The sequence below is a fragment of the Priestia sp. KCTC 13724 genome, assembly GCF_056820425.1.
The window spans coordinates 1-14,865 of the sequence record NZ_JBXDLD010000030.1 but is presented as its reverse complement, the minus strand read 5'-3'; the positions used below and the strand labels follow the sequence as shown (position 1 = coordinate 14,865).

The following is a 14,865-nucleotide window of genomic DNA, read 5'->3' as shown; positions in this document are numbered from 1 at the left end:
AAGTATTTTTTACCATATCGTCATAAAATTTAACACTTTTAGCAAGAAAATATTTTTTGACGTAAAAGAACCGGACGTACCTTTGGTAAATCCGGTTCGTACTTTTAAATTTTATAGAGGAGAGCGCACGGCTCTGTCTGCATTTATTCTACCATAAACCCAGTTTGTTCCTGTACCTATTATTGGGTCACAAGTATTTTGAATGACTGTACGAATTTGAGACGCGCTACGTCCTTGAGCTGCTAATAATGCTGCTAACCCAGCTACGTGTGGAGCTGCCATAGACGTACCGCTTAAATAAGAGTAAGTGCTTGTAGGGTAAGTGGATAGAATGCTAGAGCCTGATGCTGCAACTTGTACCCAAGTTCCAAAGTTTGAAAAAACAGAGCGTTGATCAGAGGAAGTTGTGGAAGCAACTGCAATTACGTTTGCGTAAGCTGCAGGGTAAGTGAGGGCATTGCTACCATTGTTGCCGGCTGCTCCAATAACAACAACCCCTTGGCTAGCCGCGTAGTTAACAGCCCCTTCAAGCGTAATGGTGTCTTGAGGAGAGCCTAAACTCAAATTAATAACTTGTACTCCTTGGTTGACCGCATAAATAATGCCATCGGCAACTTGACTTAGTAATCCGCTACCACTGTTTGAAAGCACTTTTACTGGCTGAATTGATGCTAAAGGAGCCATACCAGCAATGCCAGCTCCATTATTGGTTGTTGCTGCAGCAATGCCAGCTACATGAGTGCCGTGACCATTAAAGTCATTTGTGTCAGTATTATTATTAATAAAGTTATAGCCAGGAACTAACTTTGATGCAAGGTCAGGGTGGTTTGTCTGGACGCCTGTATCAAGTATGGCAATTCTAATGCCAGCATTGCTTTGAGTAACATCCCATGCAGAAGGAGCACTTACTTTTTGAGGGCCGTATTGAAAGGAATAGAACGGATCGTTTGGAATATAGGAAGCTTCAAAAACGTAGTTTGGTTCTGCGTATTCAACTTCATCGAGCTCTGAGTATATTTTCATCATCTTATTAATATTTTTAGCTGTAGTAACCACTTGAAAACCTAATGTTTCATTACAACATGAAGCTTCACATTTATATTTTTTATGAATTGAAGCAATTGTATCTTCATCAACGTTATCATTAAATTTAACAATAAATTGATCTTGGGCAAATGCTGGTTGTTTAACCTTTAAAGCTTGTACCAATTTTTTAACTACAAAAAACAAAAGTGTAATTACACCAAGTGAACCTGTAGTTAATGCAATCCATGTTAGCATAATACCAATCCTCCTAATTTTGTAACACCTTATATCATATGCGCTGCTACAAAAAGGGATTGGACAAACTACCTGATTTCAAAAAAGAGGCTGAAACACAAAGAAAAGAGTTCTTCTTAAAGGCGAATTATGACGTTTCTAACGGATTTAGGTTATAAGAACATGTTCGTTGTTCATTACGATTCATTCCATGCATTTTCGGAGCAAAGAAAAAATATCCGAACCATTGCAAGGTAATTCACAAAAGTTCGGATATTTGCTTAGCTGAAATACTTATGTTCCAGCTTTCATTGTCCCGGTTATCTATTAATTTCTTTAATAACTCGTGCAGGGTTTCCACCAACAACTGTGTTTGGAGGAACGTCTTTCGTTACAACGGCTCCTGATGCAATGACTGCATTATCACCAATAGTAACGCCTGGATTGATGATAGCGCGGCCCCCAATCCAAACGTTATTTCCAATGACCACAGGCTTTCCGTATTCTCTACCGCTGTTACGTTCAACAGGATCAAGCGGGTGAGTAGCTGTATAAATATGAACGCCTGGTGCGAGCATACAGTTATCACCGATAGTTACAGGACAGATATCTAAAATTAAGCAATCAAAGTTTGCATAAAAGTTTTCGCCTACATGAATGTTGTATCCATAGTCACAGCGGAAGATTGGTTCAATATAGATATTTTCTCCAGTGGAACCAAACAACTCTTTTATTAAACTCATGCGATAAGTATCATCTGTTTCAACTGCTTGGTTAAATAATCTGGTTACTTTTCTTGCATGAGTGCGGTCTTTGATCAATTCAGCATCTCCTGATATGTACATTTCTCCTGCAATCATTTTTTCTTTTTCTGTTTTCATTTTTTATTCTCCCTACCCTTTTTATTTAACGTTTTCATATCGTAGTTTAGCGTAAAATTCGGCGTTCGTTAAGTAAAGTAGCTAAGAATCCACTAGCTTTTTCTTTATTCGATCAATAACAAAAAGGAAAAGAGGCAGAACAAAGCCGATTGTGCCTGTATAAAAAGGAGAAGTAGTAAGCGTGTAAGTTCCTAAAAACGGACCGCTTGGCACAAAGATATTGGAAGAAGCTAAAAATAATAATCCGATAGGTAGGGCTAAGAAACGATATGAACTTAAGTTAAATAACTGCGCTAATCCTAAGTTTAATACAAACAACAAAATGCTAAGCTTGAAGAAAATTGAAATAAACCAAATTATAGCGACAATTACTTCAATGCGGGTTATGAAATTTGTCACATTAATTTCTTGAGCCAATAGGTAGGTAGGAAAAAGACGAGTAGAAGTTTGATCTACTCCTAAAACTAAAATGCAAAGAAAGATAATGATAATTAAAAAAATACCGCCAATCAATGTACCAATATAAACAGGTGTGCGTTTTTTATTCGTCCATTTAACATAAGGAAAAATCATTAAAAAAACAACTGTATCCAAAAAAGGAAATGTCAAAAAATGCACTGTGGAAATGAAAATAGGTCGGATACCCGTAGTCAATAATGGTTGAAAGTGATCAAAGCTAATTTGTTTAATAAGAAATAATACGAGTAAACTAAAGAGAGCAATGACCCATGGAAATAAAATTTCACCAGAACGTGCCAAAACCTCAAGTCCTAAGCGAACGCCAAACAACGATACGCTTAATACAAATACATAAATTGGAACAATTGGGGTTTCAGGCATAACTTGCGTAATGATAAAGTCACCAATATTATAAAGTGTTAAAGAACCTGCTACTAAAGGGAAAGTTAAAAAAATGATAGAAAACAATTTGCCAATCCATTTGCCGAGAATTTCTTCGGTGAACTCAGTAAATAGCATTGTTGGATATCGTCTTCCTAGTGCTATGTATAAAGGCATAATACCCAGAGCGATGATTAGCGTTAAAATACTTGTAATCCAAGCATCTTGTTTTGCAATTGAAACAATGATAGATGGGATAACTAAAATAGCACTCCCAATTATATAAAGGCTAAGTAGCACGATGAATTGTTTTTCAGAGATTTTGACATGTTTTAGCACGCTGGAAAGACCTCCTATACAAGGCATATTGTTTTTCAAGCCTTATATGCTCGTTAGTATGCCTAATTCGACGTTGCTTATGAATAATGAGAAAAAAAGTAAAGAGTTTAGGACATAACAAAATGATTGCTTCTAAGAGACGAACACTAGCTGTTCCCATCTCTTTGATTTGTCTGAACACGTTCGTTCCATTGCGCTACGGTCACTCGCTTTCCGCGGGGAGGAACCTGAGCTTCCTCGCTGCGCTGCGGGATCTCCGTTTTCCCTCTCTTTCCCGCAGGAGTCGAGTGTCCTACGCTCCATTCCCCCTGTTTCCAACATTGTTTTCACAATCAACCAAAAAACCTGAACGATTAAAAGTTATGAACTCTCAATCGTTCAGGTATAGTAGAGGCTGAATTACTTATGTCTCAGTCTCTTTGAGAAAGTGTAAATATAACTCTTACTTTAAAGCCCAGTGATAAATAGCTTCAGCAACACCATCTTGGTCATTGGTTTTAGTTATCCAGTCAGCTGCTTCCTTTACGACATCTTGCGCGTTACCCATGGCTACGCCTACTCCAGCTTCTGTAATCATTGCAATATCATTTAGGCTATCACCCATAGCCATTACTTCGTTCATTGACAGATTTAAGCGATCACAAACGGTACGAAGTGCTTTTGCTTTATTGATGCCAAGAGCGTTAATTTCAAGATTTGTTGGGCTAGAATTTGTAATTTCAAGATTTTTGTTTTTAGTTAATGTATCTAAAACTAATTTGCGCGTATCATCATCATGAATATCATAGCCAAACTTTAGCCATTCATGATTAGTAATATCCGTTGGAAACTCGTCCCTCCATACCTTTTCACTCGTCACAGCCCAAAAAGTTAATTTATGCTTTTGTTTTAAATCCCACATTTCTTGTATGTAATCTGGTTGTAGAATCGTGCGCTCAATTAAATTTCCTTCACCGTCCCAGATTTCACTCCCATTTACATTAATAATATAAGAGGAAAGCTTTAACGACTCAGCAAATTCAATACTAGTTGGGCGCGACCGTCCTGTACTTAAAACCACATGTATTCCTTTTTCTTCTGCTTGTGCTATAGCTTTTTGATTACCTTGTGAAATTTCACCTTCTGTATTTAATAGTGTGCCATCCATATCAAGAGCAATTAACTTAATTGATGGTTTATCCATAGTGCTTCACCCTTTCAAAAATGTTTTTTCTACTTTAAGCATAGCATGAACAAACCTTTTAAAAAAGAAAGGTGCTGAGTAAAGGATAGATCAAATGACTCATTTTTCAAAAAAATGAAAAAGTTAATTGACGAATACGAAAGGGCTTTTCTATAATTTTATAGAAAAGAAATTCATCTTTTATAGAAAATTGCAAGCGGTTGCATAAAAAGAAAGATGAAGGCTTCTAACAATAATAAGGGGGAAAAGAGATGGGGAAAAGTTTTAAAGTGCTGTTAGCATTCATAATGAGTACAGCAATTATATTTACAAGCTATACAAGTACTCACGCAGAAGTCAAATCAGATTACAAGCTGTACGTTATGGCTCCTTTAGGAGAAGTTACGGATTGGGATCAGTTTGAACGTCAGCTTGTTCAAATGAAGAAGAATGGAGTATACGGCTTAACAACAGATATTTGGTGGGGAATTGTTGAAGCTAAGGGAGATAATCAATTTGATTGGTCTTATTATAAAAAGTATGCCAGCGTTGTTGAAAATTCAGGCCTGAAATGGGTTCCTATTTTATCCACACATCAATGTGGTGGTAACGTAGGAGATGATTGTAACTATCCAATACCTAATTGGCTGTGGGAAAAAGATGACATAGAAAGCATGGCATTCAAAAGTGAAACTGGGTTTGTTAATAAAGAAGCATTAGCACCTTGGTGGAACGGAATTGAAAAGCAGTATGAGGAATTATATCGCTCGTTTGCAAAAAACTTTGCTAATTATGATGATATCATTAGTAAAATTTATTTAAGTGGCGGACCAGCAGGAGAATTACGCTACCCATCCTATCAGTTTGCAGACGGATGGGACTATCCAAAACGCGGTCAGCTACAAGCATATACAGAAGGTGCAAAAGAAGACTTTAGAGATGAAATGAAGAATCAATATAAAAATATTAAAAATCTTAACAAGGCGTGGGGAACATCATTTAAGAAGTGGAATGATATTGAACCTCCAACTGACGGAGATACTTTCTTTACAAGCGGTGAAGCTTACAAAACTATATATGGAAAAGATTTTATGAAGTGGTATCAAGGGGCTCTTGAAGATCATCTTCAGACAATCTCAAAGCAAGCACATAAATACTTTGATCGTACGTTTGGCGTAGAAGTTGGTGCGAAAATTTCTGGTGTGCACTGGAAGATGAACGATCCTGAAATGCCACATGCTGCTGAATACAGCACAGGATATTATAATTATGCTAAGCTTCTAGACCAATTTAAAAAGTCAAATATGGCGTTAACGTTTACTTGCTTAGAAATGGGAGACCAAGATGCACAAACATCTCCTTACTATAGTGCTCCAAAAACGTTAGTGACTCAAATTGCTACATTAGCAAACGAGCGTAATCTTTCGTTAAACGGAGAAAATGCGCTTCCTGTTATTAATAATGAATGGGGATTTGACAATGCATCTGAGATGGTATTTAACTATGACTTTGATGGTTTTACGCTTCTTCGTATGACGTATTTATTTGACGAGGCTGGGCATCCGACAAATGAACTTAAGATGTTGAAGGATAAGCTTGCGCTAAAGCCATTACCAGTTACGTTTAAAATGGAAGGTTTACAGCTAAAGAAAGGTCAAACGCTTCATGTAACAGGTAATCGAGGAGAGCTAGGTCGTTGGAATGCAAGCAACTATAACTATACGTTAAAACCAAAGCGAGACGGTAGCTTTGAGGGAACATTTGACTTAGCTGCTGATCGTCAGTATGAATTTAAGTTCTACATTAAAGATCAAAATGGGAAAATCATTTGGCAAGATGGTGAAAATCAAAGCTATAACACACCAGCAACGGGAAAAGGACATTACGTAGCAACTTGGTAATAAAATTGAAACAGCCGCTTATACGAATAAGCGGCTGTTTTGTATGATAGATGTTTCGTTTTTACTTTGCTTGGTCTTGATTGTCAGCATGTTCTTTTGGATTTTGTTTATCATGATTAGGAGACATCATGTTTGACATGACGACATGGCCATCTCCACCGCATACTTTGCACTTTATAAATGAAAGCAGCGCAAATCCAAATTTCGTTCCGCTTCCTTGGCAGTGTGGACAAACATAACGAAGAGGCATTTTGATACCATCCTTTTTTATAAATTCATTCCCATTATAATTTTTGTACCTTCCTCTCACAAGGTACAAAAGGTAGAAGAAAGTGGAGGAGATTTTTCTCTCTAGTTAAAAGGTAGGGGGTGAAAAATCATCGATTTTTGTTGCTTTTAGGGGAAGAGTTCAATATTTTCCACCCTCCTTGTCAATGTAATCGGTTTCAAAAAAGTTTATGCTGCACTAAAATGAGAGCATATAGGAGGTGCGGTTACATGGAGAGCCAAAGCAAATTGCAAGAAAAAGAGGTTGTGTCAGTAAATAAGCCAAGACAAACGAAGTCATCAATTCGCACAAGCAATCGTAAAAAGTGGAAAAAAGCAGGAATATTTACCTTGTTTGTAGGACCAGTCCTTTTAGCATTTATCATGATTGTTTTATACCCGTTTTTATCAGGTGTTTATTATGCCTTTACCAATTGGAATGGTGTAACAGGAAATATTGAGTGGGTAGGATTAGACAACTTTAAGTACTTACTTTTTGAAGATAAGCAATTTCATGCTTCCTTCATTCTAACCGCGAAGTACACCGTTGTTGCAATCTTATTAACAAATGTCGTTGGGTTTGGTCTTGCATTACTTGTTACACAGATGCTTAAGACAAGAAACATTCTACGAACAGTCTTCTTTTTACCTAACTTAATTGGTGGATTATTACTTGGATTTGTATGGCAATTCATTTTTATTCGAGGATTTTCATCAATTGGTCAATTAACAGGATGGTCACTATTTGAGCTTCCTTGGTTGGGAGATGCAAATACAGCTTTTTGGGGCATAGTTATTGTCAGCGTATGGCAAGGTGCCGGTTATATCATGATTATTTATGTAGCAGCTTTACAAAACGTTCCTCAAGAGCTTCTTGAAGCAGCAAAAATTGATGGAGCGAACCGCTGGCAAACACTTCGTCATATTACACTACCAATGGTAGCGCCAGCCGTTACAATTTGTTTATTCTTAACCATTTCATCTTCATTTAAAATATTTGATGTAAACTTATCATTAACAAACGGTGGACCGTTTAAATCAACAGAAATGTTAGCGCTTAACATCTATACAGAGGCTTTCGTTAACAACCGTTATGGTATTGGAGAAGCAAAAGCACTGATCTTCTTCTTAATCGTAGCAGGTATTACAACGCTTCAAGTTATGTATACAAAGAAGAAGGAGGTTGAATCTTAATGCGCAATAAGTATACAGGAAAGACGTTTATTATTGAAATCTTAGCGATAATACTAGGTCTAATCTTCCTTGTTCCGTTTTACTATGTTATCGCTAACTCATTAAAGCCGTTTGCAGAAATCTTAACGAATACATCAGCTTTACCATCAGCATTTCAATGGCAAAACTACGTAACAGCTTTTGAAAGAATGGATTACTTACGAGTATTTAAAAACTCATTAATGATTACAGTAGCAAGTAATCTAGTGATTGTAGTCTTTTGTTCAATGGGTGCTTATATGCTTGTACGTACAAAAACAAAGTTCAGTAACTTTATCTTTTTACTCTTTGTAGCAGCGATGGTTATTCCGTTCCAATCTATCATGATTCCATTAGTAAAAGCGGCAAGTTCGTTTGGATTAATGAACAGTATCTGGGGATTAGTTGTGATGTATCTAGGATTTGGTTCTGGATTAGCAATCTTCTTATATCACGGGTTTATTAAAGGGATTCCAGTAGAGTTAGAAGAAGCAGCAATTATTGATGGATGCTCTACATTTGGAGTGTTTTGGAGAATTGTATTCCCGTTGTTAAAGCCAATCACGGTGACCATTATTATTTTAAACAGCTTATGGATTTGGAATGACTTCTTATTACCGTTACTTGTTCTGCAAGATCCGTCATTGCGTACAATTCCATTAGCAACGTTCTTCTTCTTTGGACAATATACAAAGCAGTGGGATTTAGCACTAGCAGCATTAATGTTAAGTATCATTCCATTATTAATCTTTTTCTTCTCAATGCAAAAGCATATTATCAAAGGAATTACAAGTGGGTCTATTAAATAATGAATTTGGAAGCCTATGCTCATGATGAGTGAGCATAGGAGCCAAACATATCATAGGAGGAACCAAGCATGAAACTAAAAAAATTTCCTTTAGCAGCAGGTGTACTATCAGCATCTCTTTTATTTACAGCAGCATGCTCCAGCGATAGTTCATCTGGCGATAATGCAAGCGGTGGCGCAAAAGGTGACCAAGTTGTTGTTGATATTTTTCAAGGAAAAGTTGAAATTGCAGATCAGCTAAAAGCATTAACAGATCAATATACAAAAGAAAATCCTAACGTAACGTTTAACATTGAAACGGTTGGAGGTGGTGCAGATGGTGCAGCAGCACTAAAAGCGAAATTCGCTTCTGGAAATGAGCCTGATATCTTCTCAAATGGTGGCTATCAAGAAGCTGTTACGTGGAAAGATAAACTTGAAGATTTATCTGGTGAGCCTTGGATAAAGGATGCGTTTGATAACACGTTAGATCCAATGACAATTGACGGTAAGGTATATGGTCAGCCAATGAACCTGGAAGGCTATGGATTTGCGTATAATAAAGAGCTTTTCAAGAAAGCGGGTATTAAAGAAGTACCACAAACATTAGATGAACTAGAAGCAGCAGCTAAGAAGCTAAAAGCAGCAGGAATCACGCCGTTTTCAATTGGATACGGCGAATGGTGGGTATTAGGAAATCATGGTTTAAACATTCCTTTCTCAGCTCAAGAAGACCCAGATGCGTTTATTAAGAGCTTAAATGAGGGGACTGGAAAAATTTCAGGTAACCAGCAGTTTAAAGAATATGTTAAACTATTGGATTTAACAATTAAGTATGGAAATAAAAACTCATTAACAACGGATTACAATACGCAGGTAACGAACTTTGCAACGGGTGAAGCAGCAATTATTCAACAGGGAAACTGGATTCAGCCAATGCTTGATAAGATTAATCCAAACTTAGATTTAGGCGTTATGCCAATGCCTCTTGGTGATGGTGGAAGTGTGAAAGGTAAAATTTCAGTCGATGTACCAAGCAGTTGGGTCGTTCATAACGGTGCACCAGAAGCAGATAAAGAAGCAGCAAAAGATTTCTTAAACTGGATGGTAACTTCTGAGGAAGGTAAGCGTGCACTTGTAGAAGAATTTAAATATGTACCTGCATTTAAGACAATTGAAGCAGATGCAAAAGATATTGGTCCATTAGGTGCAGAAATCTTAAAGTACTCTGAAGAAGGAAAAACAATGCCGTGGCAGTTTATGAAGTTCCCAGATGGTGTGAAAGAAGAATTTGGTGCCTCACTTCAAGAGTATGTGGGCGGTCAAGTAACGGAAGAAGAACTGTTTAAATCATTTGAAAGCACTTGGGATAAACTAAAAAAATAAGCTTATTTATAAAAGAGGCTGGGACATAAGTATTTCAGCTAATTATAAACCCGAACTATTGAGAGTTATCTCTTCTCATAGTTTGGGTTTTTTGTTGATTCGGAAAAATTTTTTAAAAAAAGAGTGAAATGGAACGAACGTGTTCAGACAACCTAACTAGGTTAGAAACGTCATGATTCGTCTCCCGAAATGAATCATTTAGTTATGTCTCAGTTCCTTTTCATTTTGCATAACACTTTACATAGGGTAGGGGGGTACATTATAATATGAAATATGAAAGGTGGTTTTTGAATGGAAGAAAGCCATGAGTCTGAAATGAAGGTAGAGTGTCATTCTGGTACTGTACGACGAAGTCATCATTCTCCAAAAGTTAAGAAAAACTTAACGAGTCGCCTTAATCGAATTGAAGGACAAATTCGGGGAATTAAAGGGTTAATTGATAAGGATACGTACTGTGATGATGTTATTACGCAAATATCAGCTGTTCAATCAGCTTTAAATGGCGTAAGCAAAATTTTATTAGAAGGTCATTTGAAGCACTGTGTGGTCGAAAGAGTGCAGGAAGGTGACGATGAAGTACTAGATGAATTACTAACAACAATTAAAAGATTAATGAAATAAAAAAGGAGCTGGAAAAGATGGAACAAACAGTATTATCAGTACAAGGTATGTCATGTGGGCATTGTGTAAAAGCAGTTGAAGGTGCACTATCAGAGTTAAGTGGTGTAAAAAGTGTAAAGGTTAATTTAGAATCAGCAACGGTTGAAGTTGAATATGATGAAAGTAAAGTCAGCCTTGAAACGATTAAAGAATCAATTGATGATCAAGGCTATGACGTAGCGTAAAATCGCGTGCGAATAACTTCGCACGTTCTCTTTTAAAAAGTAATATACCTACACAGGGTATATGAGGAGGGGTTCTATGAAAAGCCAAAAAGACATTACGTTACGTATAGAGGGTATGACGTGCTCAGCCTGTGCAAGCCGAATTGAAAAAAGTTTAAAGAAAATAGATGGAGTTGAAGATGCAGCTGTTAACCTTGCATTAGAAAAAGCAACAATTCGCTATACACCTGAAGTAGTTCAGCCACGCGTTTTTGAAGAAAAAGTGCAGAATCTAGGATATGATGTCATTTATGAAACAGAAGAACTAGACATAACCGGGATGACCTGTGCAGCTTGTTCAAGCAGAATCGAAAAGGTATTAGGAAAGCAACAGGGAATTGCTCACGTAAACGTGAATCTTGCATTAGAAACGGCAACTCTAAAATATAATGAAGAACAAATTGATCTATCTACCATCATTAATAGAATTGAAAAATTAGGATACGGTGCGTCTTTAAAGGCTGAAAAAAACGAAAATATCCGTGAAAAAGTAACCAATCAGCAAGAACTCAAATTTTTAATTGCAGCAATATTAAGCATACCGCTGCTTTGGGCGATGGTTAGTCACTTTTCCTTTACGGCCTTTATTCCTGTACCGCCAATGTTTTTAAATCCATGGTTTCAACTGGCCCTTGCTACGCCAGTTCAATTTCTTATCGGTGGACAGTTTTATGTTGGAGCCTATAAAGCGCTAAGGAATAAAAGTGCGAATATGGATGTTCTTGTGGCTTTAGGAACGAGTGCGGCTTACTTTTACAGCGTTTATTTGTCGATCCAGTCCATTGGTTCAAATGCCCATATGATTGAACTTTATTATGAAACAAGCGCAATCTTAATTACGCTTATTTTACTTGGGAAATTATTTGAAGCCAAAGCAAAAGGGCGTTCTTCAGAGGCAATTCGAACGCTTTTAAGTTTACAAGCAAAAACAGCGGTTGTAGAGCGAAAAGGCCAACAGGTTGAAGTCCCTATTGAAGAAGTGAAGCATGGAGACGTTGTTTATGTGAAGCCAGGCGAAAAAATTCCAGTAGACGGTGAGGTAATAGAAGGACAATCTGCAATTGATGAGTCCATGCTAACAGGAGAAAGTATTCCGGTTGAAAAATCGATTGGTGATGATGTGACGGGAGCCACAGTGAACAAAAATGGCTTTTTAAAAGTAAAAGCAACAAAAGTGGGAAAAGAAACAGCGCTTGCACAAATTATAAGAGTTGTGGAAAGCGCACAAGGTTCTAAAGCCCCTATTCAACGCGTGGCTGACCGTATTTCAGGTATTTTTGTTCCCATTGTTGTAGCAATAGCAATCGTTACGTTTTTTGTTTGGTATATGGTGCTTGATCCTAGTGACTTTGCTTCAGCGCTTGAAAAAATGATTGCTGTACTTGTAATTGCCTGCCCTTGTGCATTAGGTCTAGCTACCCCAACGTCAATTATGGCAGGATCAGGTCGAGCAGCCGAGCTAGGTGTTTTATTTAAAGGCGGTGAGCATCTAGAAGCAGCTCATGAAGTAGATACCATCGTGTTAGACAAAACTGGTACCGTGACAAAAGGTGAGCCAGAAGTAACGGATGTTGTGACAGAAAATGCTGGAGATAAAGAAAAGCTTCTACAGCTTGTTGCCTCTGCTGAAAGTCAGTCTGAGCATCCATTAGCACGCGCAATTGTCAAAAAGGCTTTTGAACAAAATCTTAGTTTGCTAAAAATTTCAGCTTTTGAAGCAATACCTGGGCATGGTATAAAAGCGATTATAGAGGATGAGAAAATTTTAGTTGGTACGAGAAAGCTTATGTCTGATTCTGGTATTGAAGTTGCGGGTGTTGAATCACTCATTTCAGAAATTGAGTCTCAGGGGAAAACGGTTATGCTAGTTGCTTTAAACAGTGAATATGCAGGGTTTGTAGCAGTTGCTGATACGGTTAAAGAAACGTCAGCAAAAGCTATTAAGGACCTAAAAGAAATGGGACTTCACGTTGTGATGATTACAGGTGATAATAAGCAAACAGCAAATGCTATTGCTAATGAAGTAGGAATTCATCATGTGCTTGCTGAAGTATTACCAGAAGAAAAAGCAGCCGAAATTCAAAAGCTGCAGGCTCAAGGGTCAAAAGTGGCCATGGTTGGTGACGGCTTAAATGATGCACCGGCTCTAGCAGTGGCTGACGTTGGAATGGCGATTGGAACCGGTACGGACGTTGCGATTGAAGCAGCAGACTTAACGCTTATGAGAGGTGACCTTACAAGTATCGTTCATGCTTTGCAAATGAGTAAAGCAACAATGCGTAACATTAAACAAAATCTCTTTTGGGCATTCGGCTACAATACCATTGGAATTCCAATTGCCGCAATCGGATTTTTGGCACCGTGGTTAGCCGGAGCAGCTATGGCGTTCAGCTCTGTATCCGTTGTGTTAAATGCGCTGCGTTTGCAGAAAATGAAGATTTAGAAGATAGGGTGGAACATAAGGAATTCAGCTAATGATAAACCTGAACGATTAAAAGGAAGGAACTTTAATCGTTCAGGTTGTTTTAATTGTGAAAACAATGTTGGGAACGAGTTCAGACAACGTAAAGAGATTTTGTCTTTTTGAACATTTGTTTTGTTATTTCTCACCTTCTTTTTTGAATGGAGGAGGTGAAACTTTTTGCACAAAAAGAGCTCCATCCATTTGTTCGCGGGGCGTAATTAATGTTTGCATGGTTCCGCTATCTAAGAAAACTGTTTTTTTGAATATCCATTCGTTTTCCCGTTGCTTTTGTAGTTGAGAAAAATCTACAAACGTAGTAGGTGAATTCACCTTAGAGAGGTAGTCTTCCAAACTTTTTTTAGGTGGCTTGCTTAGTTTATAAGCTTGACCCGTATCTGTTATAGTTTCGCCTTCATACATAAACAGACCCATATAGTAAGAGTCATTTTGAAGGGTTTTTGATATCTTAGAGCCCATTGGTTCAAACTTTGAAAAGAACGAACGGAAATTTTTAAAAATATGCATGTTATGAGCCCAAATGATGATTTTTTCATTTGGATAAAGTTCATTGCACAGCCATTCAACATTTTCACAAAGTCGCTGTTCACGCACTTTTTTATAAGTGCGATGATCTTCTGTCAGGTGATTCAGAAAATATAAGCGGTTAGCTAACGAACGCTGCATGACGTGTAGATAAGTTTCTTTAGCTTGTTCTCGTTCATTAAGAAGGTGAAATTGAATTGATTTTATCAGATCGTTAGCCTTTGTGATTGCTTGTTCTTTAAAATGTTTAAAGAGCTGCAGCACATCGTTTGGTACTTTTTTTCGTGCCGCTGTATATTGACCAATTTTGTAGTACCACTCATATGCACCTCGTTCAATAAATTCAAATGCTTGTAGCTGTTCTTCTGTAACGAATGGCTGTAATTTTGCTACAAATCTTAAAAAGGTGTCAGGGATTGAAGAAGGATTTATATCAATTCCAGCTAAACGAAAATCTTGTCTTTTTAATAGATGAAAAAGGGGCTCGGTATCTTCTGTTGCCCATAAAGAATAAATACTATTTTTCATGAAAGCTTCTGGTGTTGACGCTTCTTTCAATTCATTTGCTCCGTATGCTTCAGCAAGGCCACTTTCGAATGCCAATACGTTAAAACCCATCTCTTTATGCAAGAATGAAATTATCTTTTCTTTTAACATGGTGTGTTCACGAATGAAGTGCCCATTTTCACCAAGCCAGACAATTCGTTTATCTTGAATAACTGACTTTAAAAATGAAAAGTCTTGAGAAGCACAATCTATAGGCTCAGCTAGACGATATGAATGTGCTTCTAGCCAATTAATGACTTCCTTTTCTCTCTCTTTACTAAAAAACATGAGACACCATCCTTTGTATAAATTACGTATTTAGTATCACTAGCGTCGCATAAATTTTAACCGAATTTTCTGTTTTCTTATTTTTCCTTTTATAAAGAAAAACGA

General features: G+C 37.3%; 14 protein-coding genes. 7 read left to right on the top strand and 7 right to left on the bottom strand.

The features are described 5' to 3' along the window. Nucleotides 1-111: 111 nt before the first annotated feature. The 5 genes from AC1UFB_RS04810 to AC1UFB_RS04790 form a co-directional block, all read right to left on the bottom strand. Nucleotides 112-1,281 carry a S8 family peptidase gene (locus AC1UFB_RS04810; RefSeq protein WP_100347096.1) on the bottom strand — a complete coding sequence of 390 codons (1,170 nt, stop codon included), beginning with the start codon at nucleotides 1,279-1,281 and terminating at the stop codon, nucleotides 112-114. Between the two features lie 299 nt (nucleotides 1,282-1,580). After that, entirely contained in the window at nucleotides 1,581-2,141 is a 561-nt protein-coding gene (gene maa, locus AC1UFB_RS04805) for a maltose O-acetyltransferase (RefSeq protein WP_198511872.1), read from the bottom strand. 81 nt (nucleotides 2,142-2,222) lie between these two features. Further along, the gene (locus AC1UFB_RS04800; protein WP_198511873.1) at nucleotides 2,223-3,320 is read right to left on the bottom strand and encodes a GerAB/ArcD/ProY family transporter; all 1,098 of its coding nucleotides are present in this window, start codon (nucleotides 3,318-3,320) and stop codon (nucleotides 2,223-2,225) included. 132 nt (nucleotides 3,321-3,452) lie between these two features. Further along, the gene (locus tag AC1UFB_RS04795; protein WP_482588645.1) at nucleotides 3,453-3,623 is read right to left on the bottom strand and encodes a hypothetical protein; all 171 of its coding nucleotides are present in this window, start codon (nucleotides 3,621-3,623) and stop codon (nucleotides 3,453-3,455) included. Between the two features lie 139 nt (nucleotides 3,624-3,762). Further along, nucleotides 3,763-4,503 (bottom strand): Cof-type HAD-IIB family hydrolase, encoded by a 741-nt coding sequence (locus tag AC1UFB_RS04790; RefSeq protein ID WP_100347097.1) that lies wholly within the window; start codon nucleotides 4,501-4,503, stop codon nucleotides 3,763-3,765. A gap of 251 nt (nucleotides 4,504-4,754) precedes the next feature. Between AC1UFB_RS04790 and AC1UFB_RS04785 the strand changes: the two genes are divergently transcribed. Continuing rightward, on the top strand, nucleotides 4,755-6,383 hold the full coding sequence (locus AC1UFB_RS04785) for a family 14 glycosylhydrolase (RefSeq protein WP_328101528.1): 1,629 nt from the start codon (nucleotides 4,755-4,757) through the stop codon (nucleotides 6,381-6,383). Between the two features lie 61 nt (nucleotides 6,384-6,444). On the opposite strand, the gene AC1UFB_RS04780 is transcribed toward AC1UFB_RS04785, so the two are convergent. Next, entirely contained in the window at nucleotides 6,445-6,633 is a 189-nt protein-coding gene (locus AC1UFB_RS04780; RefSeq protein WP_025910858.1) for a hypothetical protein, read from the bottom strand. A 248-nt stretch (nucleotides 6,634-6,881) separates the two neighbouring features. Here AC1UFB_RS04780 and AC1UFB_RS04775 point away from each other — a divergent pair, with 248 nt between their 5' ends. From AC1UFB_RS04775 to AC1UFB_RS04750, 6 genes are all read left to right on the top strand, one after another. After that, a complete protein-coding gene (locus AC1UFB_RS04775) occupies nucleotides 6,882-7,844 on the top strand; it encodes a carbohydrate ABC transporter permease (RefSeq protein ID WP_062686912.1) in 963 nt (320 codons plus the stop codon). Further along, the gene (locus AC1UFB_RS04770) at nucleotides 7,844-8,671 is read left to right on the top strand and encodes a carbohydrate ABC transporter permease (protein ID WP_061785822.1); all 828 of its coding nucleotides are present in this window, start codon (nucleotides 7,844-7,846) and stop codon (nucleotides 8,669-8,671) included. Before AC1UFB_RS04775 ends, AC1UFB_RS04770 begins: the two co-directional genes overlap by 1 nt. A 68-nt stretch (nucleotides 8,672-8,739) precedes the next feature. Next, nucleotides 8,740-10,035, top strand: a complete 1,296-nt coding sequence (locus AC1UFB_RS04765; RefSeq protein ID WP_025910861.1) for an ABC transporter substrate-binding protein — start codon at nucleotides 8,740-8,742, stop codon at nucleotides 10,033-10,035. A gap of 291 nt (nucleotides 10,036-10,326) precedes the next feature. Beyond that, nucleotides 10,327-10,656 carry a metal-sensitive transcriptional regulator gene (locus tag AC1UFB_RS04760; RefSeq protein ID WP_061785821.1) on the top strand — a complete coding sequence of 110 codons (330 nt, stop codon included), beginning with the start codon at nucleotides 10,327-10,329 and terminating at the stop codon, nucleotides 10,654-10,656. A 17-nt stretch (nucleotides 10,657-10,673) separates the two neighbouring features. Next, the gene (copZ, locus tag AC1UFB_RS04755; protein ID WP_025910863.1) at nucleotides 10,674-10,880 is read left to right on the top strand and encodes a copper chaperone CopZ; all 207 of its coding nucleotides are present in this window, start codon (nucleotides 10,674-10,676) and stop codon (nucleotides 10,878-10,880) included. 76 nt (nucleotides 10,881-10,956) lie between these two features. Then, the gene (locus AC1UFB_RS04750; protein ID WP_482588641.1) at nucleotides 10,957-13,362 is read left to right on the top strand and encodes a heavy metal translocating P-type ATPase; all 2,406 of its coding nucleotides are present in this window, start codon (nucleotides 10,957-10,959) and stop codon (nucleotides 13,360-13,362) included. A 156-nt stretch (nucleotides 13,363-13,518) separates the two neighbouring features. Here the strand turns inward: AC1UFB_RS04750 and AC1UFB_RS04745 are convergent, their stop codons facing one another. Next, nucleotides 13,519-14,760, bottom strand: coding sequence for an erythromycin esterase family protein (locus tag AC1UFB_RS04745; protein ID WP_062686910.1), 1,242 nt, complete (start codon nucleotides 14,758-14,760; stop codon nucleotides 13,519-13,521). Nucleotides 14,761-14,865: the final 105 nt, after the last annotated feature.